This window comes from Streptomyces sp. NPDC057307 (genome assembly GCF_042667665.1).
Classification (GTDB): Bacteria; Actinomycetota; Actinomycetes; order Streptomycetales; family Streptomycetaceae; genus Streptomyces.
The window spans coordinates 66901-88895 of record NZ_JBHUZM010000007.1 but is presented as its reverse complement, the minus strand read 5'-3'; the positions used below and the strand labels follow the sequence as shown (position 1 = coordinate 88895).

The window sequence follows — 21995 nt, the reverse complement described above, 5'->3', positions numbered from 1 at the left end:
CCGTGGCCCTGCCACGGACTCCCAGGGGGTTACGGTGACCGACACCCGGGGGCAGCAGCCCCCCTACGAAACGTACGGATCCGAGCAGCCGCAGCAGCAGGCGGCGCAGCCGTACCACCCGCCGCAGGCGTATCCGACGCCGTCGGGCGGGGGGACTCAGGGCGGACAGCAGCGATCGGCCGCACAGCCGTCGCAGGCCCAGCCGCACGTCCAGCTTGGTCAAGGTCAGGGACAGGGGCAGGGCGTGGGGCCGGGTCAGCCGGGACAGACACAGACGGCCGGCGGCCGGCCGTCCACGACGACGGCGGGCGTACGCCTGCCGCGTACGGGAGCGCGTACGACTCCGCGTACGCGCAAGGCGCGGCTGCGGGTGGCGAAGGCCGACCCGTGGTCGGTGATGAAGGTCAGCTTCCTGCTCTCCATCGCGCTGGGTGTGTGCACGGTCATCGCCGCGGCGGTGCTGTGGATGGTCATGGACGCGATGGGCGTCTTCTCGACGGTGGGCGGGACGATCAGCGAGGCGACGGGCTCGAACGAGAGCAACGGCTTCGACCTGCAGTCGTTCCTCTCGCTGCCGCGGGTGCTCATCTTCACGTCGGTGATCGCCGTGATCGACGTGGTGCTGGCGACCGCTCTGGCCACGCTCGGATCCTTCATCTACAACCTGTCGGCCGGCTTCGTGGGCGGCGTCGAGCTGACGCTCGCCGAGGACGAGTAAGAGGCTGGACGAGAGGGTGGGTGCGGCCCCCTTATCGATTTTGGGACTGGCCCTGGAGTGCGCTAATCTTCAGGGGCAGCGCGGGGCTATAGCTCAGTTGGTTAGAGCGCATCCCTGATAAGGATGAGGCCACAGGTTCAAATCCTGTTAGCCCCACCAGAGTTGAACGTGCTGGTCAGAAGCCCGGCGGATCTCAGGATCCGCCGGGCTTCTGTCATGAGCCGATCTTTACTGCAGGTTACTGGCCCGTAACTTGTCGGTGCCCACAGGGCGGCGCGGCGGGCGGGCCCAACCTGTTGCTTGGGCCTGGGGTTGGGCCTTGGGGCCCATGCCGGTGGGTGTTGGCCGGTCGTATGTTTCTCATGTCGCCAGCGAGACCGGCCAGGAGGAAGTCGGAAGCGTGGGTGGCACCAAGGACTTGTAACTGAGGACTCGTACGAGTCGGCCGGTAGTCGGCCGGCCGACACAAAGGGGATCATCATGTCGAACGTCACGCTGAAGGCCGCTGTCAACGCCAAGCTCTACGTCGGCACCTGGGCGAACACCGCTGTCACCGCGATGAAGCGTCGCAGTGACAAGGGTCAGGGTGCGGTCGAGTACGTGGGTGTCATCGTCCTGGTGGCCCTGATCATCGCGGCGATCGTCGGCTCCGAGGTCGACACCGCCATCGCCGACGGTCTCACCAGCACGGTCGAAGAGATCCTCGGCGGCGGCGAGTAACCAACCCTCGCGAGACAGGGGCAGGCCGCGTCCGTAGCGGCATCGGGGCGACGACGGCCGACGCGGCGGTGGTCGAAGCCCCGCCCGCCCGTACGGACAGCTGAAGACGCGGGTCGGAGTCGTACGGTGCCGACCTGGGGACCAATCGAACCGCGCGGCGAGTCCTGACGAGGATGACGCCACAGGCTCGAATCCCGCCACCCCCACAAGGGCCGATCCGCCCGGACAGTGAGACTCCTGTCCGGGCGGATCGCTTTGTGTTGTGCGGGTGTTGACTGGTCGTCGCGGCCCTTGAGTTGGGGGCGCATGTAGGTCACCGATCGGTATCGGTCGGTGTGTATAGTCGGGCGCCAGAAGCCCCTAGGACAAGGAAAGACGAGGTCGCGCGGTGAAGAAGCTTCTCCTGGTCGCACTGGCCGCCATCGGCGGGCTCCTCGTGTACCGCCAGATCCAGGCGGATCGCGCCGAGCAGGATCTGTGGACGGAGGCGACCGACTCCGTGCCCGCAGGTTCGGGTGTGTGAGACCGAGTAGTCGGTACGCGAGCCCCGGTCGCTGAGGCGGCCGGGGCTTCGCGCTGTCGTGAGGGCTTGCGGAGTTCGCCTTGGCGAACGATTTAGTTGCTTTTGTGAAGTTCCGGACCTGGCGGACGCGTACGGATCGGCTGCCCGCGCAGACAGGGGCGGGAGCGGCGGGGGAGGATGGACCGGCACCCTGACCGCCGTGCGGAGGGTGCGAGCTGTTGGCGGTGGGCGGCTGGGTCGCCGGGACGACAAGGGGAAGCTCGTGAAGAGGCTGCGCAGCATGGGCCGGGTCGCGCTGGTCGCGGCGGCGATGTGCGCGGTGGCGGCGCAGCCGGGGCTGACGGGCGGGCAGGCTGGGCTGCCTGGACTGGCCGGTACGGCTCGAGCGGCCGAGGAGCCGAGTCCGTACGCCTTCGATCCGAGGGCCGGGCGCATCGAGGGCGCCGCGAGGATCAGTGCCGCGCAGCAGCTCGAAGCGGGCCTCACCTACCGCGATTCGATCGGGCCGGGCAAGAAGCTCTTCTACCGGCTGGACCTGGACGACGCGAAGAACGCGTACGTGTCGGCCACCGCCGTGCCCGAGTTGGGGTCACGGGTGGGCTACGGCGACAAGCTCACGATCACGGTGCAGGACAGCGACGGCGGGGACTGCGACTCCGACCAGGTCCGGGTCCCGATGTCGGGTGAGTATCCGCAGCCGCTGACCGCTTACGCGTCGCGGACTCTGGAGGGAAAGAAGTACGGGGCCTGCCGGGAAGCCGGTCCGTACTACGTGATCGTGGAGCGGCAGTCGAAAGCCACGTCCACGCAGGACGCGTGGGACCTGGAACTGCGCTATCTGTCCGAGCCGAAGCTGACGGCCGCCGGGGCCACCGAGGCGCCCGAGGACTGGCCGAGCGCCTCCCCCGAGCCGCCGTCGGGCGACTCGAAGCCGCGGGCGGGCGGCGCCGGATTCACCGACGCCGCCGATCTCGGCGGGGGCGAGTGGACGGCGAGGATCGATCCGGGTGAGTCGCTCTTCTACCGTGTGCCCGTCAGTTGGGGGCAGCAACTGTTCACCAGCGCCGAGCTGGGCGGTTCGGAGGGGAAAGGCGTCGTCGGCGGAGCGCTGTCCCTCGACGTGTACAACCCGGCGAGAGGGCTCGTCGGCGCCACCGAAACGATGTCGTACAACGGCGAGGAGAAGTCGTTGGCGCCGGATCCGGCGCCGCCGGTGGACTACGCGAACCGGTTCGGTTCCACCAGCGGCGAGAGGGCGATGCGCTTCGCGGGCTGGTACTACGTGCGGGTGAGCCTCAGCCCCGAGGTGGGCGAGAAGTTCGGGCAGAAGCCGTACGACCTGACGTTGCGCGTGACGGTCGACGGCGAGGCGAAGGACGGGCCGGGGTACGACGGTTCGGCCGGTGAGTTCGATGTGTCGGACGACAGCTTGGAGCAGGCCGCCCCACCTGCGCCCGCCGAGGACAGCGGCACCATGAAGCTGGTCGCCGCCGGCGGGATCGGGACGGGGACCGTGCTGTTGCTGGGGCTCGGCGGGTGGATGCTGGTCGCGCGGCGGCAGGGCCGTCAGGTCTGAGAGAGGGCCCAGAACCCCACGGCGAAACAGACCAGTGCGAGCAGCAGAACCGGGATCGTCACCTTGGGTGGCGGTCCCGGTCGTCTGTGCGGGACGGGTACGGGGGCCGGGGCGTACGGGGCCGGTGGGTACTGGACGGGAACCCCGGGCCGGTGAGCGGTGTATCTACGAGTGTCCTGGACGTCGTGCGGGACTTCGGCGGTGGGCGCCTGCGACGGATCGGGCAGGGCGGGGGAAGGGGACGCGAGCGGATGTGTGGGCGCGGAGTACGAAGTGGCCGGCGGGGAGGGCTGCAACGGGTGTGGCCCGGAGGGGGGTTGGTGGTGTTGTGGTTGCTGGGGGTGGTGTTGCGGTGCCTGCCGCTGGTCCGGGTAGGGCGGCGGGGGGAGGTGGAAGCTGCCGGTCTCCGACATGGAGGGGTGCGGGGCGGGCTGCTGCTGTACGGAGGGTGTGCCGGCCGTCCAGGGGGTGTTCTGGGCGCTCTGGGGCGGCTGCCCCCCGGTGACTCCGCCCGTGGACCCGCCGGTCGTCGGCCCGGTGGTTCCACCCTGATACGGGGTCTCCGACCGGGGAGCTGGGGCGTGCGCGCCCGGGTCCGACTGAGGGACAGGCCCGGTGGGGCCGAACGAGGGCGGCAGCGGCCCGAGTTGGTCGAAGATCTCGACGGGCTCGTCGTCCTCCGTCTGCTCGGGCAGCAGCTCGACGGCCGACGTGAGTGCCTTGCGCGCGCCCGTCGCCGTACGGAATCGGGCGTCCGGGTCCGGCTGGAGCAGCCCGGCGAGGACCTGCCACAGCGGCTCGGGAATCCCCTGCGGTGCTCCCGGGGTGCCGTGCGCGGTGAAGTAGTCCACCAGGGCCTGGGCGTCGGGCTTCTGCCCCTCCAGCAGATAGAGCGCGACCAGGCCGACGGCGAAGAGGTCGGCGGGGAAGTCCGGCTCCGCGCCCTGTATCTGCTCCGGCGCGAAGTAACCGGGCGTGCCCACCACGTAGTTGGTCTCCGTCAGGCGTGGCTCGCCCTTGCGCATGGAGATCCCGAAGTCGGACAGCTTCAGATGCGGCCGGCCGGTCCCGGTGGCGTCCAGCAGGATGTTGGCGGGCTTGATGTCGCGGTGTATGACGCCCTCCGCGTGCACCGCCGCGAGACCGGAGAGCAACTGGTCCAGGAGGAGGCAGACGAAACGCGGCGGCAGCGGCCCGTAGTCGCCGATCACATGCGCCAGAGATCCGCCGCTCACCAGGTCCATGGTGAACAGGACCTTGTCGTCGTCGGCGGCCCAGCTGGCCGGTGCGAGTACATGCGGGTGATCGATCCGCAGGGCCTGCTCGCGTACGAAGCGCAGCAGGGTGTGCGCGTCGCTCTGCTGCAGCACCTTGGCCGCCACATACCGGCGGCGCCGGTGGTCCCAGGCACGCCAGACGGCGCCCACACCGCCACGTCCGATCGGGTCGACCAACTCGTACCGACCAGCGAAGACCTCACCCATTGCGCCGCGCTCGCTCCCAGTCGTCCTGTCCGGCGGACCGTCACCCTCGGCCGCGGTCTCTCCCGTGCCTGCTGTGCCTGCCGTGCCCAGTCCCGGCTTCGGCCTAGTTCTGGTGCGCCTCGTAGTGCGCGACGGCCTCGGCGGTGCGCCCGGCGCCGTACACCCGGAGGAACTCTGCCAGTTCGGGGTGGCTCGGTGCGAGGGAGTCGGCAGCGTCGATGATGTCACCGGCGGCGGCGACCGACCGCAGCAGTGACTGGATCTCGCGGACGACGCGCCGCACGGTCGGTGCGCCCGTGCTGTTCGTCGTCTGGCTGGTGCCGGTGAGGACGGAGCCGCCCTGCGACTTCTTGACCTCTTCCATCCGGGCGGTGGCCTCGGCGGCGCTGACGCTGCCGTCGGCGACCTGACCGGCCAGGTCCTGGAGCGCCTGAACGCGCTGGACCACGGCGGGATTGCCGATCTTGGCACGCTGGCCGCTCATCAGCTGGGAGAGCATCGGGGCCGACAGACCGAGCACCGCGGCGAGCCTGGCCTGATTCAGCCCCAGGTCGTCGATGAGCCGTCGGAAGAGTGCTCCCAGTGGCTCTCCGTACCAGCTGCGCTGGAGTTCTCTGGCTCTTGCTGTCGATTCCTGCTGTGCGGCGTCCATTCGCGTCTCCCCATCGCTTCCCCAGGCGGCAGCTTCGCTGCTGCGAACCTCTGGGGCATCCTACGGAGCGGGGTCGCGCACCGGGAGTCCCAATCCTTTTGCGGGATCACGGTGGACACCCGGTACTCTGGTCCCCGGCGGTCACCGAGACGTTCCGCGGCGCCGTCGTACACCCCTTCCGGGGCCTTAGCTCAGTTGGTAGAGCGCTGTCTTTGCATGGCAGATGTCAGGGGTTCGACTCCCCTAGGCTCCACTTGGATAGCCCCTCCGATCTGCGGAAACGTGGATCGGAGGGGCTTTTTCGCGCCGATCCGATGCGTTATCCGCCGGAGCGCGGGGCTGTCGTCGGTCGTCGCATCGGCAGTTCGACGGTGATGCGGATCCCGCCGGCGGAGCGCGGGGTGAGGGTGAGCGTTCCGTTGTGGGCGTCGGCGATGCTCTTGACGATCGCCAGACCGAGGCCGACCCTCGGGTGGTCGCCGCGTACGCGCTCGGTGCCGCGCTGGAACGGCTCGACGAGTGTCGGGACCAATTGCGGGGTGAGCGTCTCGCCGGTGTTCTCGACGATCAGCACCACGCTTCCGGGGCGAAGGCTGGTCGTGACCCACACGGTGCCCCGCTCGGGCAGGTTGTGGACGATCGCGTTGTGCACGAGGTTCGTGGTCAGCTGGAGCAGGAGCGCCGGTGATCCGAGCGTGGGGGCGATGTCGCCGCTGGTTTCGAGGGTGACGCCGTTCCTCTCGGCGAGGGGGAGGAGTGTCTCGGTGGCTTCCTCCGCCATGAGGGACATGTCGACGTGTTCGCGGGTGAAGGACCGCTGACCGGCGCGGCTGAGCAGGAGCAGTGCCTCGGTGAGGTCGATCGCGCGGGTGTTGACGAAGTGGAGGCGCTCGACGAGTTCGCCGGTGTCGCGGTTCGGGTCGGTGCGGGCCACGTCGAGAAGCGACTTCGAGATCGCCAGCGGGGTGCGCAGTTCGTGGGAGGCGTTGGCCGCGAACCTCCGCTGCTCGGCTACGTGCGCCTCGAGCTGTGCGAGCATCGTGTCGAAGGCGTCGGCCAGCTCGCGGAACTCGTCCTCCCGGCCCGGCAGTTGGACGCGGTGGGAGAGTGAGCCGGTCGCGGCCGTGCGGGTGGCGTGCGTGATGCGGTTCAGCGGGGCGAGCATACGGCCGGCGAGGAGCCACCCTCCGCCGAGGCCGAACACCAGCAGGAACGTCAGCGTGGCGGCAGCCATCGGAGCGAAGTCGCGCGCGACGGAGAGCTGGTAGCCGGGCGTGATCACGACGACGAGACCGACGTGCTTCACACGAGTCAGGAACAACCACCCGGCGATGAGCATCAGGGCGCTGGCCACCATCAGGAACCCGGCGTAGCTGAGGGTCAGCTTGAGCCGGACACTCAGGCCAGGGGCTCTATCCACGGTCGCCTCCCTCGTGTCCGGTGCCGGGCGCTGTGTCGATGCGGTAGCCGACGCCGGGCACGGTGGCGATGATCCAGGGCTCGCCGAGGCGCTTGCGCAGTGCCGAGACCGTGATGCGTACGGCGTTGGTGAACGGGTCGGCGTTCTCGTCCCACGCGCGCTCCAGCAGTTCCTCGGCGCTGACGACACCGCCTTCGGCGCCGACGAGGACGTCGAGCACGGCGAACTGCTTCCGGGTGAGGGCGACGTACCGTCCGTCGCGGTAGACCTCCCGGCGGAAGGGGTCCAGCCGCAGGCCCGCGATCTCCCTGACCGGCGGTCGGGCGTGCGCGCGTCTGCGGTCGAGCGCCCTCAGCCGCATGACGAGTTCCCGGAGCTCGAACGGTTTGGTGAGGTAGTCGTCGGCGCCGAGTTCGAACCCGGAAGCCTTGTCGTCGATGCGGTCGGCGGCGGTGACCATGAGGATCGGGATGCCGCTGCCGGAGGCGACGATGCGTCTGGCGATCTCGTCGCCGGACGGTCCGGGGATGTCGCGGTCGAGGACGGCGATGTCGTAGGTGTTGACGCTCACCAGGGTCAGCGCGGTGTCGCCGTCACCCGCGATGTCGGCCGCGATCGCCTCCAGACGCAGACCGTCGCGGATGGCCTCTGCCATGTAAGGCTCGTCCTCGACGATCAGTACGCGCATACTCCGAGGCTACGAGCCCGCGCATATCGTCGGCGTATCGAAATCCCCATACGTGGTGGCAACACCGCGTTGCCTTGACTGGCGGCATGACTCGAACCCCCACCGTCAGCACGCACGCGGAAGCGCCGGACCCGGTGGCTGGTGGTGGTCGGCCCGACAGGCGCCAATCCCTCGTCCGCCTCGTCCGCCTCGGCCGCGCCACCAGCTCGGTCACCTGGCGTGCGCGGATCCGCCGGACACCGCGCCTCGCCGCCCGGCCGGGGCCCTGGAAACGCGGCCCGCTTCTCGCCGTGCCGGCGCTGCTGCTCGGCCTGCTCATGCTGCTGCACACGCGGATCACCGACCGCGCGGGGCTCGGCAGTCTGGTGGAGACCCTGCTGCCGTGGTTCGGCCTGTTCATCCCGCTGCTGCTGGCCGGCGCGCTGTGGCGCCGCTCCGCCGTCGCGGTGGCCGCGCTGCTGCTGCCGGTCACGGTGTGGCTGAGCCTCTTCGGCGGGCTGCTCGGCGACAAGTCCCACTCGGGCGGCGACCTCACCGTGGTCAGCCACAACGTCGGCGCCGACAACTCCGATCCGGCCGGCACCGCCCGCGATCTGGTCGCCTCCGAGGCGGACGTGCTGGCCCTGGAGGAGATCACCGCGCGGGCGAAGCCGCTGTACGAGAGGGAGTTGCAGCAGGCGTACCCGTACCACGCGGTGCTGGGCACGGTCGGGCTGTGGAGCAAGCTGCCGCTGTCGGACACGCGGCCGGTCGACACCAGGCAGGATGTCGGGCCGCTGGGGGACACGAAGCCGGCCGAGGTCAAGCTGGTCGACAACCGGGCGCTGCGCACCACGGTGGCCACGGACCACGGGCCGCTGGCGGTGTATGTGGCCCACCTGGGTTCCGTACGGGTCTTGCCCGGCGACGGCTTCTCGACGGACTCGCGGGACAGGAACGCCCAGGCGCTCGGCGACGCCGTCGCCGCCGAGCGGAACGAGCGGGTGGTGCTGCTCGGGGACCTGAACGGCACCACGGACGACCGCGCGTTCAACGGCATCACCTCGCGGCTGAACTCGGCCCAGGAGGTGGCCGGGGACGGTTTCGGCTTCAGCTGGCCGGCGAGGTTCCCGGTGGCGCGGATCGACCAGATCCTGGTCAGGGGCGTGGAGCCGGAGAGTTCGTGGGTGCTGCCGGCCACCGGCAGCGACCACCTGCCGGTGGCGGCGGGAATCAGCTGGTGACCACCGTGTGACGCATATCGTCGGCGTATCGAAAACCGCATACGCGCCGGCAACACCGCCCTGCCTTGACTGCAGGCATGTCCTCCAGTGAACCAGCCCGAACAGCGGCCCCGAGCCTGACCGTCCGGCCGATCGGCGCCGCCGAGCACCTGGCGTTCGTACGGACGCGGCGGTCGGTCAGCTTCCTGCAGACCCCGGCGTGGGGCCGCGTCAAGACCGAGTGGCGCAGCGAGTCCCTCGGCTGGTACGACGGCCGGCGACCGGTCGGTGCGGCACTCGTCCTGCACCGCCCGGTGCCGCGGTTCGAGCGCTTCACCCTGGCCTACCTCCCCGAGGGCCCGGTCATCGACTGGACCGGCGAGATCGACGCGTGGCTCGACCCGCTGGCGGCCTGCCTCAAGGCGGAAGGCGCGTTCGCGATCCGGCCCGGATCTCATGGTGCGAGAAGCCCGGCGGCGATCTCGGCGAGGCTGAGCGGGATCATGACCGGTCGGCGCGGGCGCCGACGGGTAGGAGCGCGCCGGCAGGGCGGAAATCGGCGGAAGCCGCTTCGTGAGAGGTCATGGCGCCAGGACGCTCACCCCACGGGGATACGTGACAGCGGCACCCAGTCCCGGGACTCCCGCCGGATCAGCTCCTCGCAGTGCGTGCGCAGCCGGCGGGGCCAGCGGTCCCGCCAGGCCCGCCAGAGGAAGACGTGCAGGACGACCAGGACGAGGGCGGGGAGGGCGGCGGCGCCGGCCGCCAGCGCGAGCAGTGCGAGGACCCTCTCGAATCCCGCCGGCCCGGCGCCGGTGTCGCCGAAGGAGTCCGTCGCCATCAGGACGGTGGTGTTGAGCGAGATCCATCCCGCGCCGATCAGCGCCGCGGTCCACGGCGCCCGCTCGGCGCGGTTGTCCCGGCGCGTGCGGCGCACGGGCAGATGACCGGACAACCGCTCACGGTGCGCCGCGCAGGCCGTCCTGAAAGCGGGGTGATCGGCGAGCGCCCTCACCGTCACCGGGCGTCCGGCGGACCAGGAGTCGCGGACGAACCGCCACGCGGCGCGCGTCGGTGGATGGTCCGGAGGCGCCGCGTCAGCGGGATCCGGCGCGTCGGATGGCGGTACGAGCCCTGCCTGCCCGTCGGCGCGCACCAGGCCCGCGGCGTCCAGCGCCCGGAGGGCGAGTTCCGCCGCGACACGTTCCCGGTACCAGGTCGACGTCCACGTCCGGCTGTATCCGCACCCGGTCAGCCAGGTCGCGTGGTACACGTCCAGCTCTCCCGAAGCGATCAGACGTTCCGTCACGCGCAGATCGGACCGGTGACTCCACAGGGCCAGGACGCCGATCCCCGCGTTCAGCAGCACCAGCAGCCCACTCGTGCTCAGGAGGAGCCACACCACGCCATCGTTCATACCGACAAGGATCGGATCGTTGCCCTGCCCTGGCCAGGGCGTCGCACCAATGGCCTGACCCGGACTCAGGAATCGTTCCCCGTCGGGGCGTAGAGGTCGATGAGCTGCGCGAGGTGGCGGCCCGCGGTGAGCAGCGGGCGCTCGCTCCGCGAGACCTGGGCCGCCAGTTCGGCGCCTTCCAGGGTGCTGATCACCGTGTGGGCCAGGTCGTGGGCGTCGTCCTCGGCGATGCCGGCGCGGCGAAGACGGGCGTACACCAGGTCGCGCCAGTTCGCGAACGCGGCAGCCGCGGCCTCCTGGATGTCGGGCGCGCGGCCCGCCGTACCGAGGGCCGTGGCGGTGACCGGGCAGCCCTCGATCCAGTCGGACTCGCGCAGCCCCTCCGCCAGGCGGTGCGCGCAGTCGATCACCGCCTGGGCCGGGTCGGTGGCTCCGTCGAGGGTGAGGCGCAGTTCGTCGGCGAACTCGCGGTCCCCGTGCCCGATCGCGGCGACGGCCACCTGCTGCTTGCCGCCGGGGAAGAAGTGATAGACCGACCCGAGTGTGGCTCCGGCCTCGGTGGAGATCTGTTTGATCCCCGTGCCGTCGTAGCCCTGGCGCTGCATGAGCAGCGAGGCGGCCCGGACGATTCTCTCGCGCGTGCCGACCGGACGCTCCGCTCCCGTGGTGGGGTCCTGCTCCACTGTCCTCACACGGGAATTCTACTGGATAGAACGCTCGCTCCAGAGGGTGCCGGAGGCCCGTCCGACGCGGTCTCACAAACGATTAACGGCGCCCGTTGCACCGTACGGGTGGTGTTCATCAGAAGAACTGCGCAGTGGCGGCGTTGGTCCCTCGATTCCCAAGATGCGTACACATCATGAGGAAGGTATGTAGATCGCTCAACCCGAGCGCAACCTGAAAGCGAGGGGTCATGGCCGCCTTCAAGGTCAAGAATCTGTGGACCGTCTTCCTGACCGCGTTCTTCGCGGTGCTCACCACCCTGGGGCTGACCGCCCCCGCCGCGGCCGCGGACGCCGCCGTACAGCAGCCCGCCGAGCAGCCCGCGAAGGGTCGCTCGCCGGTCGCCCCCGTCGCCGAGGAGCGGGGCGGAGGTGAGGCGGCACCCGCGGTGCGACGGGCACTGCCGGAGAACGCGCGGCCGACGGACACGTCCCGGCCGCCGACCATCGAGCAGCGTATCCGCGCCGAAGCGCACGGCTCGTCACCTTCGGTCCGGCGCCTGCCCGTCGACACCCGTACGGCCGCCGACGTGGCGCGTGACAACGAGGCGGCCGCCGACGCGGCTCTCGCGGCCGCGGCGTGAGGAACCGGGATTCCCTGAGGACTCCCGGCGCCCGCACCACGCGCGTCACCCGCATCACCCGCGTCACCGGAGACATCCGAATCACCCGCAGTGCCCGCCGTACCGCACCAGCCGGTCCGTCGCATCTTCTGCGCCGGCCTCGACAGTCTTCGTACGGCGACAGCACCACCGGTCCCACGGATCAACGGTCACCCGTCACGGGCGGTCGTCGCGGTCCTTCGCCTCTTCTTCCTCAGCCTGCTTGGCCTGTACCTCCGGATCGAGCGCACCCGGGCTGCCGTCGACGGACGACAGTGACGCGTTGTGCTCGGAGACCTCTGTAGGAGCGGGCGGTTCCACCAGCCAGTCGGGATTGGCCTGCTTGTCCCACCACTTCCACGCGGCGAAAGCGCCACCGGTCAGTACACCGAGGACCACCAGGCCCTTGGCGAGCCGTCCGGCCCTGGCCCGTCGCTCATGCTTCCGCACAAGCTTCTGGACCTCCTTCACCGTGATCTGACCGCGCAGCGCGGCGAGAGCGGCAGCGGAACGAGCCGCTGCCTCCCCGGCGACCGGCTGTGCGACGGAGACCGCGTGCTCGACGCGCGGCACCGTGTAGTCGGCTGCCTGACGCGCCGCCTTGCGCGTCCGCGCCGCCGCGCGCTGTGCGGCCACGTCGACCTTTGGGGGCACATGCGGCGCCACATGGGCGCCGTACTGAACACGAGCCTGCTTCGCGGCTTTCTGCACCTTCGGTGCGAGCCGGACGCGGGCCTCTTCGGCGTACAACGCGGCCTGTTCCTTGGCCGTATCGGCGTAGGGTGCCACCGCTTCCGCGGCGTGCAGCACGCTCTCCTTCGCCGAATCGGTAGCGGCGCGCACGCTGTCCATGCGGGTCACAGGATCCTCCTCCTCGGTGGCGGTCAGGGGCTTGGGGGTTTCCCCCGTTATTGGACAAAGATCCGCCTGTCCACCCAGATCGAAATCATGCCTGCCGTCCGCCGTACCGGCATGCGGTGCGGGCATCCGGGTCATGGAAGACGACTTGGGGCGATGCCTGGGCATTGCGGTGCAAGGGGAGCTTGTCGACGACAATGCCACGCTTCGCCGTGCCGTGCCCCGTTAAGGCCATGACTGCCTCACCTATGTCCCGTCGTCGCCCTGCCGCCGCCTCGCGGTCGTTCGATCCGGCGCTCGCTCTCGCGTCTGCCCCGTCGACGGCCACTGATTCCCCGTCACGGGACGCCGCGAGCGCCTGAGGGGTACGGGGCGGCCGGCGCGCCCGTCGGCCGTGCGAGGATCGACAGGGTCAGAGCAGACTCACGGAAGGCAGATCGTGGCCGAGCAGCTTTACGCCACCCTGAAGACCAACCAAGGCGACATCGAGATCCGGCTCCTGCCGAACCACGCGCCGAAGACGGTCAAGAACTTTGTGGAGCTCGCCAAGGGCGAGCGTGAATGGACCAACCCGACGACCGGTAAGAAGTCCAGCGACCGGCTGTACGACGGCACCGTCTTCCACCGGGTCATCAGCGGTTTCATGATCCAGGGCGGGGACCCGCTGGGCAACGGCACCGGCGGGCCGGGCTACGAGTTCGGGGACGAGTTCCACCCGGACCTCTCCTTCGACAGGCCCTACCTCCTGGCCATGGCGAACGCGGGACCGGGCACCAACGGCTCGCAGTTCTTCGTCACCCTGGCGCCCACCGCGTGGCTGACCCGCAAGCACACCATCTTCGGTGAGGTCACCGACGAGGCGAGCAAGAAGGTCGTGGACGCCATCGGCTCCACCCAGACCAACCCGCGCACCGACCGCCCGGTGGAGGAAGTCAAGATCGAGTCGGTCGTCGTCGAGTCCCGCTAGGGCCGTGCCCAGCGCCGTCGGCACCGTGCCGTCCGTCGGGCGTACCGCCCCTGGGGACGCGTCACGACGTCTCGGATTCCCCTTCGGGGAACCATCCCGCCCTGCCCGTCCGTAGTGGTTACATACCGGACGGGGAGGGCGGAGCGCTGTGTGCCCTCCCGCCGCAACGAGCACCGAGGGGACCGATGGACCAGCAGCCCGGGGGCCCGGACCGGCCCGCCGCCGACACCACACCCCACTGTTACCGGCACCCGGACCGTGAGACGGGCATCCGCTGCACCCGCTGCGAGCGCCCCATCTGCACGGACTGCATGATCAGCGCGTCCGTCGGATTCCAGTGCCCGAACTGCGTACGGGAGGGGTCCGGTACAGGCATGTCGCCGACCGCCGCCCGCCCGCGCACGATCGCCGGCGGCACCGTCGCCGCCGACCCCCGGCTGATCACGAAGATCCTGCTGGGTCTGAATCTCGCGGTCTTCGTCGGTGTCCTCGTCAGCGAACAGCGCGTCGTCGGCGAGCTGGATCTCATCGGGCACGCCTTCAACCCGGAGATCGGCGAGGTCGTGGGCGTCGCCGACGGGGAGTGGTACCGCCTGTTCACGGCGATGTTCCTGCACCAGGCCGTGTGGCACATCGCGTTCAACATGCTGGGGCTGTGGTGGCTCGGCGGGCCGCTGGAAGCGGCGCTCGGACGGGTGCGCTTCCTCGCGCTGTATCTGATCTCCGGTCTGGCGGGCAGCGCCCTGACCTATCTGATCGCCGCGCCGAACCAGCCGTCGCTCGGTGCGTCGGGGGCCATCTTCGGTCTCCTCGGCGCCACGGCCGTACTGATGCGCCGGATGAACTACGACATGAGGCCGGTCTTCGCGCTGCTGGCGCTGAACCTGCTCTTCACGTTCACCTGGTCCGGGATCGCCTGGGAGGCGCATGTCGGCGGCCTGGTCGCGGGCACGCTGATCGCGGTGGGCCTCGTGCACGCGCCGCGTGAGCGCCGAACGCTGGTCCAGTGGGGCACCTGCGCGGTGGTGCTGCTGGCGACCGTCGCGACCGTCGTCATCAGAACCAGTCAACTCACCTGACGTTCCGGGGCCCCGGGTTCCCGACGTCCTGAGGGCCCCTCGGAGACCCTTGAAGCACACAGTTGTCCACAGCGTGTGCCGGATCTTGTGCAATCTGTGGGGGAACATCAGTGCCCCTTGTCGCTGATCAGGGTTTTCCCAGCAGAGACAAGGGGCGAGACGCTTCATCACAACGGCCGAAGCGGGTGTTCCAGTCACACCGGCGTCAACCTGCCGTGGAGTTATCCACAGATCGTCTGACCTTTTCCCCCGGCTGTGGACAGCACTGTGGATAAGTCTCTGGGCAGAGCTTGACGCCGGCCGCCGCCGCTACCGCCACGCCGCTACTTCCACTGGGTGGAGACACCGAAGCCGGCGGCGATGAACCCGAAGCCGACCACGATGTTCCAGTTTCCGAAGGCGTCGATCGGCAGCGAGCCCTCGGTCACATAGAAGACGACGATCCAGGCCAGCCCGATGAGGAACAGGGCGAGCATGACCGGTGCGACCCAGCTCCGGTTGGACAGCCTTATCGTGGTCGACTGCTTCGCCGCGGGGGGCGGCGTGAAATCGGCCTTCTTGCGGATACGTGACTTCGGCACGAGGGACTCTCCTGTCGATGCGCTGCGTGACCGCGCAGGTAACTGAAACGGTGTGCCGGGGGTGAGGAGCAGGGGGAACACTGCCTCCCCCGGGCGTCCGTTAGCGTAGTGCTTCCGTGGCGCCTAAGGAGATAAGGGTACGTTGAGCAATTCTGCCGACTCCCCCGAAGGGCCGGTCCGCCGACCGATCTGGCGGCCGGTCCGGCTGCTCACGGCCGGAGTCTTCGCCCTGGCCGGCCTCATCTTCGTCACCAGCTTCAACACGGCGAAGGGCACCAACCTCCGTACGGACGACTCCCTGCTCAAGCTCTCCGACCTGATCCAGGAGCGCAGCGACAAGAACGCCGAGCTGGAGGAGTCCACCGGCGCTGTACGGGAGAACGTCGACGGTCTCGCCAACCGCGACGACGGTTCCACGAAGGCGGAGGACGCCAGACTCCGTGGTCTGGAGAACGCGGCGGGCACCAAGAAGGTCTCGGGCCGGGCCCTCACCGTCACCCTGGACGACGCTCCGCCGGACGCCACGGCCAATCCGGGCTACCCCGAGCCGCAGCCCAACGACCTGGTCATCCACCAACAGGATCTGCAGGCCGTCGTCAACGCCCTCTGGCAGGGCGGCGCGAGCGGCATCCGCGTCATGGACCAGCGGCTGATCTCCACCAGCGCGGTGCGCTGCGTCGGCAACACCCTGATCCTGCAGGGCCGGGTCTACTCACCGCCGTACAAGATCACGGCCGTGGGGGACCAGGGCAAGCTCCGCAAGGCGCTCGACGAGTCGCCGGCGATCCAGAACTACCAGCTGTACGTGCAGGCGTACGGCCTCGGCTGGAAGGTCGACGAGCACGCCGAGACCACGCTTCCCGGCTACACGGGCACCGTGGATCTGCACTACGCGAAGCCGGTGAAGTAGCGGGCCGAGCGGTTCGGTCCCGTCACCCTCCTCAGGAGGCGGCCCTCGTCGGGAAGAAGAGGGCAACGGCACACCTGACCCATGCGCCGCCCACGTGACCCCCCGGCCCCTTAGTCTGGTTCGGTATCGCGCGCGCCGGGACGACGGAGTGGGCGGGGAACGGGTACGGAACGGAAGGGACAGCATGTACGGCTGGATCTGGCGGCATCTGCCGGGCAACGTGTGGGTGCGGGCGGTCATCGCGCTCGTGCTGTCGCTGGCGGTCGTCTTCGTGCTGTTCCAGTACGTCTTCCCGTGGGCGGAGCCGATCCTCCCGTTCGGGGACGCGACGGTGACCGGCGCGGGAGGCACCCCGTGAGCCGGGCCCGCGTGCTCGTCGTGGACAACTACGACAGCTTCGTCTTCAACATCGTCCAGTACCTGTACCAGCTCGGCGCGGAGTGCGAAGTGCTGCGCAACGACGAGGTGTCGACGGCGCACGCGCAGGACGGCTTCGACGGGGTGATGCTCTCCCCCGGTCCCGGCACGCCCGAACAGGCCGGTGTCTGCGTCGACATGGTGCGCCACTGCGCCGCCGTCGGCGTCCCCGTCTTCGGGGTGTGCCTCGGTATGCAGTCGATGGCGGTGGCGTACGGCGGCGTGGTCGGCCGGGCCCCCGAGCTGCTGCACGGCAAGACCTCGCCGGTCACCCACGAGGGCAAGGGCGTGTTCGCCGGGCTGCCCTCGCCCTTCACGGCGACCCGCTACCACTCGCTGGCGGCGGAGCCCGCCGAACTGCCGGACGAGCTGGAGGTCACCGCGCGCACGGCCGACGGCATCATCATGGGGCTGCGCCACCGTGAACTGCCCGTCGAGGGCGTGCAGTTCCACCCCGAGTCCGTGCTGACCGAACACGGTCATCTGATGCTGGCCAACTGGCTGGCGCAGTGCGGGGATCCGGGCGCCGTAGGCCGGTCGGCGGGCCTGGCGCCGGTGGTGGGCAAGGCGGTCGCGTGACCGCACTCCGCCCCGAGCACGACGCGGGATACGGCGCCTCGTACGAGCAGCGGGAACCGTACGAGGAACCAGGCGCGTTCGAGGCGGCGGTGGACGGACTCGCGGATCCGTTGAACGATCCCCTTCCCGGGCGGAGCGCCGCGCCGCCTCCTGTCCCGCCACCCGTGAACCCCGCGACTCCTCCCGCTCCTACGGCTCCTGTGGCTCCCACGCGGCCTTCGTCGCCCGGGCCCTGGGCGGCGGGTGACGGGATATCGGGGCCGCCGCCCGCCGAGCGGGAGTGGTCGGGGTACGGGCCGTACCCGTACACGACGGAGACGCCCGCCGAGTACGGGCAGGACTGGGCGTCACAGGTCGCCCCGGAGCCGGTGCCGATCCCCACACCTCCGCCCGTGCCGACGCCTCCGCCCGTATCCGTGTCTGTGCCCGCGCCCCGGCCCGATCCGGGTCCGGGTTCTGGTCCCGGTCTGCCGTACGTCCCCGTCCGGGACGGCATGAGCGCCGGAGGCGCCGAGGAGGCCACGGCCCTCCTGCCCACCATCTCCGACTCCGACTCCGAGGCCGACGCCGGCCCGGAGCGGCCCGCGCGGCCCGAACCGCCCACCGGGGGCCGTGCCGAGCGGCGTAAAGCGGCCAAGGGCGGCCGTGGGCGCGGTCGTACGCGCCCGCCGGGCGCCGGGGGCCCCGCGGGTGCTCCGGGAGCCTCAGCGCCCGCCAGACCGCTTTCCCGGGTCGAGGCGCGGCGGGCCGCCCGTGCGCTCAAGGACAGTCCGGGCGTGATCCTCAGCCGCGCGGTCGGCGAGATCTTCATCAGCCTCGGTGTGCTGATGCTGCTGTTCGTCACGTACCAGCTGTGGTGGACGAACATCCAGGCCGATCTGTACGCGGGCAAGGAGACGGACAAGATCCAGGAAGGCTGGGCGAAGGGGCGTCAGCCCGGTGTCTTCGCACCCGGCCAGGGATTCGCGATCATGCACATCCCCAAGCTCGACGTGGTCGTTCCGATCGCCGAGGGCATCGACAAGGCGAAGGTCCTGGACCGGGGCATGGTCGGCCACTACTCGCAGGGCAGGCTCAAGACGGCGATGCCGTCCGACAAGCAGGGCAACTTCGCGGTCGCGGGACACCGCAACACCCATGGTGAGCCGTTCCGGTACATCAACCGCCTGGAGCCCGGCGACAAGATCATCGTGGAGACGCAGGACGCGTACTTCACCTACGACATGGCGAGCATCCTCCCGCAGACCGCGCCGTCCAACACGGGCGTGATCGGTCCCGTGCCGCCCGGGTCCGGCTTCTCAGAGCCGGGGCGATACATCACGTTGACGACGTGTACGCCGGAATTCACCAGTACGTATCGAATGATCGTGTGGGGCAAGATGGTTGAGGAACGGCCACGCGACAAGGGGAAGCCCGACGCTCTCGTCGGCTGAACGAATCACGACGGAGACCAGGGACCAGGGGACGGGTGCTGTGGCAGCGGGAACAGGGCGCGACGACGGGCATGCGAGCACACCCGAAGAAGCCGGGAAAAACGATACATCCGCGACAACCGGGGTGGTCGAGCCCGCCGCTGGGTCTTCGGAGCCGGAATCCCCGGAGCCCGAGCCTTCGGAGCCTGGGTCGTCAGAGCCCGAGCCCCTGGAGCCCGAGCCCCTGGAGCCCGAGCCTTCGGAGCCCGACCCTGAACCCGCTTCGGCCGTGGCCACGGCGCCGGTCCGCCCGCGGCGCGGTCGTGTCGCCGCCGCCGTCAGTGTCTTCGGCGAACTGCTCATCACCGCGGGCCTGGTGCTCGGTCTCTTCGTCGTCTACTCGCTGTGGTGGACGAATGTGCTGGCCGACCGCGAGGCCACGAAGCAGGGCAACGAGGTACGCGACGGCTGGGCCGACGGCCGCGGCGGCCCCGGCGCCCTCGACATCAAGAACGGCATCGGCTTCCTGCACGTACCGGCGATGAAGAACGGCGAGGTCCTCGTAAAGAAGGGCACGGACCTCAAGTCCCTCAACAACGGTGTCGCCGGCTACTACACCGACCCGGTCAAGTCCGCGCTGCCCAAGGACAAGAAGGGGAACTTCTCGCTGGCCGCGCACCGCGACGGGCACGGCGCGAAGTTCCACAACATCCACAAGCTCAAGACCGGCGACGCGATCGTCTTCGAGACGAAGGACACCTGGTACGTCTACAAGGTCTTCAAGGATCTCCCGAAGACCTCGAAGTACAACGTGGACGTGCTCCAGCCGGTCCCCAAGGAGTCGGGCAAGAAGAAGCCCGGCCGCTATCTGACGCTCACGACGTGCACGCCCGTCTACACGTCGGACTACCGCTACATCGTGTGGGCCGAACTGGAGCGCACGGAGAAGGTCGACGAGAAGCGCACGAAGCCCGACGAGCTGCGCTGAGCCGTCCCGTACGACGCGGAACGCGAGCGGGACGGGACCGGGATCGCAGCGCGACGGCACACGAAGAAGCCCCGGCATCCTCTTCAAGGATGCCGGGGCTTCTTCAACTGCTCAGGATTCTTCTCAGGAGGCGGCGGCCTCAGTCCTCGTCGCCCCGCCCGCCGCCGATGAAGCCTCCGTTGTCCCCGCCCCCGTCGTTCCCGTTGCCCACGGGATTCACGAACAGCGTCACGGTGCTGCCCTTGTCGACCGGCTGGCCGGGCTGCGGATTGCTCGTGATCACCCGCGCGTTGGGATCGTTCGGCGAGTTCGGTGCCAGTGCGACCACCAGACCGAGGCCCTCCAGCTGGGCCTTCGCCTCGGCGACGGTTTTGCCCCCGAGGTCACCGGGGATCTGCACCTTCTCCGGCTGCGGCGGACCCTTCGACACCTGGAGCGTGATCTGACTGTTCTTGGGCGCCTTGGAGTTGCCCGCCGGGTTCTGGTCGACGACGGTGTTCGCCGGCTTGTCGGAGTCCACGTCGGTACGCGCGACTGTGAAGCCGAGCGTTTCGAGCTGGCTCTTCGCCTCCTCGAACGGCTTGTCCGTCACGGGCGGCACCGGGACCTGCGCCTGCTTGGCGACGGAGAGCGTGACCGTCGAGCCCTTCTCCGCCTCCGAGCCGCCGTTCGGCTTCTGACTGACGACCGTGCCCGGGTCCTGGTCGCTCTCGACCTGCTTGGTCTCGACGTTGAAGTCCGCGTCCTCAAGGGTCTTCGTGGCGTCCTCGACGGCCTCGTCGGCGACGTCGGGCACCTGGACCTTCGGCGCACCCTCGGAGACGACGACCTGGATGGTGTCGCCCTGGGTCATCTTTCCGCCGAACGCCGGATTCTGGGAGCAGATGGCGCCCTTGGGCTGGTCGCACCGCTCCGTCCCGGACTGGGACAGCTCGACCGACGCGTTGCTCGCCAGCCCCTTCGCCTCTTCGAAGGTCTCCCCCACGAGCTGCGGCACGTCGATCTTGCCCGAGCTGCCGCTGTCGCCGCCGAAGACGGCCTTGCCGATCAGGATGGCGCCCGCGAGCACCAGGACGCCGGCGAGGATCAGCAGGATCGTCGAGGTGTTGGACTTCTTCTGCCGGCGCCGGTCCGGACGGTCGTCGTAGTTGCCGTAGCCGCCGCCGTCGTCGGGGTTGACCGGCGGCATCATCGACGTCTGGCCGCCGCCGGGCGGGGCGGCGCGCAGGGCCGTGGTGGGCTGGTCGTCGGAGCCGCCGTAGCCGCCCGCGTAACCGACCGCGCCCATCGCCGCCGTGGCCGCGACGGGCTGGCCGTCGAGGCATGCCTCGATGTCGGCGCGCATCTCGTCGGCCGACTGGTAGCGGTAGTCCGGGTCCTTGACGAGCGCCTTCAGCACGATCGCGTCCATCTCGGGCGTGATCTCGGGGTCGAAGTTGCTCGGCGCCTGCGGCTCCTCCCGTACGTGCTGGTACGCGACGGCGACCGGTGAGTCCCCGATGAAGGGCGGTCGCACGGTCAGCAGCTCGTAGAGCAGACAGCCGGTCGAGTACAGGTCGGAGCGCGCGTCGACCTGCTCGCCCTTGGCCTGCTCGGGCGAGAGGTACTGCGCGGTGCCGATGACCGCGGAGGTCTGGGTCATCGTCATGCCGGAGTCGCCCATGGCGCGGGCGATGCCGAAGTCCATGACCTTGACCTGGCCGGTGCGCGTCAGCATGACGTTGGCCGGCTTGATGTCGCGGTGGACGATCTGGGCGCGGTGCGAGTACTCCAGCGCCTGGAGGATGCCTACGGTCATCTCCAGCGTGCGCTCGGGCAGCAGTCTGCGCCCGGAGTGCAGCAGCTCTCGCAGGGTGGACCCGTCGACGTACTCCATCACGATGTACGGGATGGACACCCCGTCGACGTAGTCCTCACCCGTGTCGTAGACAGCGACGATCGCGGGGTGGTTGAGCGAGGCGGCCGACTGGGCCTCTCGGCGGAACCGGGCTTGGAAGGACGGGTCGCGGGCGAGATCGGCCCGCAGCGTCTTCACAGCGACGGTGCGGCCGAGCCGGGTGTCGTGCGCGAGGTACACCTCGGCCATGCCACCACGGCCGAGCACCGAGCCCAGCTCGTACCGGCCGCCGAGGCGACGCGGCTCTTCCATACTGTTCCAGCCCTCTCCGTCTGTCCCGACCGCACCGGTGTGCGGTCCGGCGGTGTGCTGTTCGCGCATACGCTACCGGGCACGCCGCATCCGGTCCGACCGTCCCTGGTAGCTGATACAGGACTGGTACTTGAATGGCCACATATCGGTCGTTAATGCTCGCGGCGCTGATGGTGAGACAGATCACCGGCCGGACATCGGCGGCCGAATTTCGATTCTTCGGAAATTCCGCCGCTATGTCCGCCGCTATGTCCACGCCGTGTTCGTCGTGTTCGTCGGGTTCGGTGTAGAGGGAAACTTATCCCGTGTTTATCGGCGGCCCCGTCGTGCG

22 protein-coding genes, 2 tRNA genes and 1 pseudogene are annotated in these 21995 nt (G+C 69.6%); 16 read left to right on the top strand and 9 right to left on the bottom strand.

The annotated features are described in order from the left end of the window. Positions 1 to 34 precede the first annotated feature (34 nt). The 5 genes from ACFUN8_RS04865 (at position 35) to ACFUN8_RS04845 (ending at position 3537) form a co-directional block, all read left to right on the top strand. A complete protein-coding gene (locus tag ACFUN8_RS04865) occupies positions 35 to 718 on the top strand; it encodes a DUF3566 domain-containing protein (RefSeq protein ID WP_382562126.1) in 684 nt (227 codons plus the stop codon). Positions 719 to 800: 82 nt separating this feature from the next. After that, positions 801 to 877, top strand: a tRNA-Ile gene (locus ACFUN8_RS04860). Between the two features lie 321 nt (positions 878 to 1198). Next, the gene (locus ACFUN8_RS04855) at positions 1199 to 1438 is read left to right on the top strand and encodes a hypothetical protein (RefSeq protein ID WP_383631452.1); all 240 of its coding nucleotides are present in this window, start codon (positions 1199 to 1201) and stop codon (positions 1436 to 1438) included. A 388-nt stretch (positions 1439 to 1826) separates the two neighbouring features. After that, on the top strand, positions 1827 to 1961 hold the full coding sequence (locus ACFUN8_RS04850; protein ID WP_003958712.1) for a DLW-39 family protein: 135 nt from the start codon (positions 1827 to 1829) through the stop codon (positions 1959 to 1961). Positions 1962 to 2223: 262 nt separating this feature from the next. Beyond that, complete coding sequence (locus tag ACFUN8_RS04845) at positions 2224 to 3537, top strand: hypothetical protein (RefSeq protein ID WP_383631449.1); 1314 nt, start codon at positions 2224 to 2226, stop codon at positions 3535 to 3537. Here ACFUN8_RS04845 and ACFUN8_RS04840 read toward each other — a convergent pair. Beyond that, complete coding sequence (locus tag ACFUN8_RS04840) at positions 3528 to 5021, bottom strand: protein kinase (RefSeq protein ID WP_383631446.1); 1494 nt, start codon at positions 5019 to 5021, stop codon at positions 3528 to 3530. The genes ACFUN8_RS04845 and ACFUN8_RS04840 overlap by 10 nt on opposite strands. 103 nt (positions 5022 to 5124) lie before the next feature. Continuing rightward, complete coding sequence (locus ACFUN8_RS04835; protein WP_382562119.1) at positions 5125 to 5673, bottom strand: helix-turn-helix domain-containing protein; 549 nt, start codon at positions 5671 to 5673, stop codon at positions 5125 to 5127. A gap of 180 nt (positions 5674 to 5853) precedes the next feature. Here ACFUN8_RS04835 and ACFUN8_RS04830 point away from each other — a divergent pair. Beyond that, positions 5854 to 5926, top strand: a tRNA-Ala gene (locus tag ACFUN8_RS04830). Positions 5927 to 5992: 66 nt separating this feature from the next. Here the strand turns inward: ACFUN8_RS04830 and ACFUN8_RS04825 are convergent. Both ACFUN8_RS04825 and ACFUN8_RS04820 read right to left on the bottom strand, forming a co-directional pair. Continuing rightward, positions 5993 to 7093: a sensor histidine kinase gene (locus ACFUN8_RS04825; protein WP_383631442.1), complete on the bottom strand. Its 1101-nt coding sequence runs from the start codon at positions 7091 to 7093 to the stop codon at positions 5993 to 5995. Then, on the bottom strand, positions 7086 to 7781 hold the full coding sequence (locus tag ACFUN8_RS04820) for a response regulator transcription factor (RefSeq protein ID WP_383631439.1): 696 nt from the start codon (positions 7779 to 7781) through the stop codon (positions 7086 to 7088). Before ACFUN8_RS04820 ends, ACFUN8_RS04825 begins: the two co-directional genes overlap by 8 nt. A gap of 86 nt (positions 7782 to 7867) precedes the next feature. Between ACFUN8_RS04820 and ACFUN8_RS04815 the strand changes: the two genes are divergently transcribed. Both ACFUN8_RS04815 and ACFUN8_RS04810 read left to right on the top strand, forming a co-directional pair. Continuing rightward, a complete protein-coding gene (locus ACFUN8_RS04815; protein WP_383631436.1) occupies positions 7868 to 9004 on the top strand; it encodes an endonuclease/exonuclease/phosphatase family protein in 1137 nt (378 codons plus the stop codon). Positions 9005 to 9081: 77 nt separating this feature from the next. After that, a pseudogene (locus tag ACFUN8_RS04810) lies at positions 9082 to 9435 on the top strand (peptidoglycan bridge formation glycyltransferase FemA/FemB family protein); the annotation flags it as partial. A gap of 146 nt (positions 9436 to 9581) precedes the next feature. Here the strand turns inward: ACFUN8_RS04810 and ACFUN8_RS04805 are convergent. Beyond that, positions 9582 to 10400, bottom strand: a complete 819-nt coding sequence (locus ACFUN8_RS04805; RefSeq protein WP_383631540.1) for a hypothetical protein — start codon at positions 10398 to 10400, stop codon at positions 9582 to 9584. Positions 10401 to 10465: 65 nt separating this feature from the next. After that, positions 10466 to 11092 (bottom strand): TetR/AcrR family transcriptional regulator, encoded by a 627-nt coding sequence (locus tag ACFUN8_RS04800; RefSeq protein ID WP_383631433.1) that lies wholly within the window; start codon positions 11090 to 11092, stop codon positions 10466 to 10468. A 221-nt stretch (positions 11093 to 11313) separates the two neighbouring features. Between ACFUN8_RS04800 and ACFUN8_RS04795 the strand changes: the two genes are divergently transcribed. Beyond that, positions 11314 to 11706: a DUF6344 domain-containing protein gene (locus ACFUN8_RS04795; RefSeq protein WP_383631430.1), complete on the top strand. Its 393-nt coding sequence runs from the start codon at positions 11314 to 11316 to the stop codon at positions 11704 to 11706. A 195-nt stretch (positions 11707 to 11901) separates the two neighbouring features. Here ACFUN8_RS04795 and ACFUN8_RS04790 read toward each other — a convergent pair whose 3' ends face one another. Continuing rightward, positions 11902 to 12585: a DUF5324 family protein gene (locus ACFUN8_RS04790; RefSeq protein WP_382562287.1), complete on the bottom strand. Its 684-nt coding sequence runs from the start codon at positions 12583 to 12585 to the stop codon at positions 11902 to 11904. Positions 12586 to 13021: 436 nt separating this feature from the next. On the opposite strand from ACFUN8_RS04790, the gene ACFUN8_RS04785 reads away from it, so the two are divergent. After that, a complete protein-coding gene (locus ACFUN8_RS04785; RefSeq protein ID WP_383631426.1) occupies positions 13022 to 13549 on the top strand; it encodes a peptidylprolyl isomerase in 528 nt (175 codons plus the stop codon). A 185-nt stretch (positions 13550 to 13734) separates the two neighbouring features. Further along, positions 13735 to 14628, top strand: a complete 894-nt coding sequence (locus ACFUN8_RS04780; RefSeq protein ID WP_383631423.1) for a rhomboid family intramembrane serine protease — start codon at positions 13735 to 13737, stop codon at positions 14626 to 14628. A 323-nt stretch (positions 14629 to 14951) separates the two neighbouring features. Here ACFUN8_RS04780 and crgA read toward each other — a convergent pair whose 3' ends face one another. Beyond that, the gene (gene crgA / locus ACFUN8_RS04775) at positions 14952 to 15209 is read right to left on the bottom strand and encodes a cell division protein CrgA (RefSeq protein WP_147873271.1); all 258 of its coding nucleotides are present in this window, start codon (positions 15207 to 15209) and stop codon (positions 14952 to 14954) included. Between the two features lie 142 nt (positions 15210 to 15351). Here crgA and ACFUN8_RS04770 point away from each other — a divergent pair, with 142 nt between their 5' ends. The 5 genes from ACFUN8_RS04770 to ACFUN8_RS04750 all read left to right on the top strand — a co-directional run bounded on the left by ACFUN8_RS04770 (position 15352) and on the right by ACFUN8_RS04750 (position 19515). Continuing rightward, positions 15352 to 16119, top strand: a complete 768-nt coding sequence (locus ACFUN8_RS04770; RefSeq protein ID WP_383631420.1) for a DUF881 domain-containing protein — start codon at positions 15352 to 15354, stop codon at positions 16117 to 16119. A gap of 184 nt (positions 16120 to 16303) precedes the next feature. Continuing rightward, on the top strand, positions 16304 to 16477 hold the full coding sequence (locus ACFUN8_RS04765; protein ID WP_354606614.1) for a hypothetical protein: 174 nt from the start codon (positions 16304 to 16306) through the stop codon (positions 16475 to 16477). Further along, positions 16474 to 17115 carry an aminodeoxychorismate/anthranilate synthase component II gene (locus ACFUN8_RS04760; RefSeq protein WP_383631416.1) on the top strand — a complete coding sequence of 214 codons (642 nt, stop codon included), beginning with the start codon at positions 16474 to 16476 and terminating at the stop codon, positions 17113 to 17115. Before ACFUN8_RS04765 ends, ACFUN8_RS04760 begins: the two co-directional genes overlap by 4 nt. Then, a complete protein-coding gene (locus ACFUN8_RS04755) occupies positions 17112 to 18548 on the top strand; it encodes a class E sortase (RefSeq protein WP_383631413.1) in 1437 nt (478 codons plus the stop codon). Before ACFUN8_RS04760 ends, ACFUN8_RS04755 begins: the two co-directional genes overlap by 4 nt. 268 nt (positions 18549 to 18816) lie before the next feature. Next, on the top strand, positions 18817 to 19515 hold the full coding sequence (locus tag ACFUN8_RS04750; RefSeq protein WP_383631410.1) for a class E sortase: 699 nt from the start codon (positions 18817 to 18819) through the stop codon (positions 19513 to 19515). A 139-nt stretch (positions 19516 to 19654) separates the two neighbouring features. Here ACFUN8_RS04750 and pknB read toward each other — a convergent pair whose 3' ends face one another. Then, positions 19655 to 21664, bottom strand: coding sequence for a Stk1 family PASTA domain-containing Ser/Thr kinase (gene pknB, locus ACFUN8_RS04745; protein ID WP_383631407.1), 2010 nt, complete (start codon positions 21662 to 21664; stop codon positions 19655 to 19657). Positions 21665 to 21995: the final 331 nt, after the last annotated feature.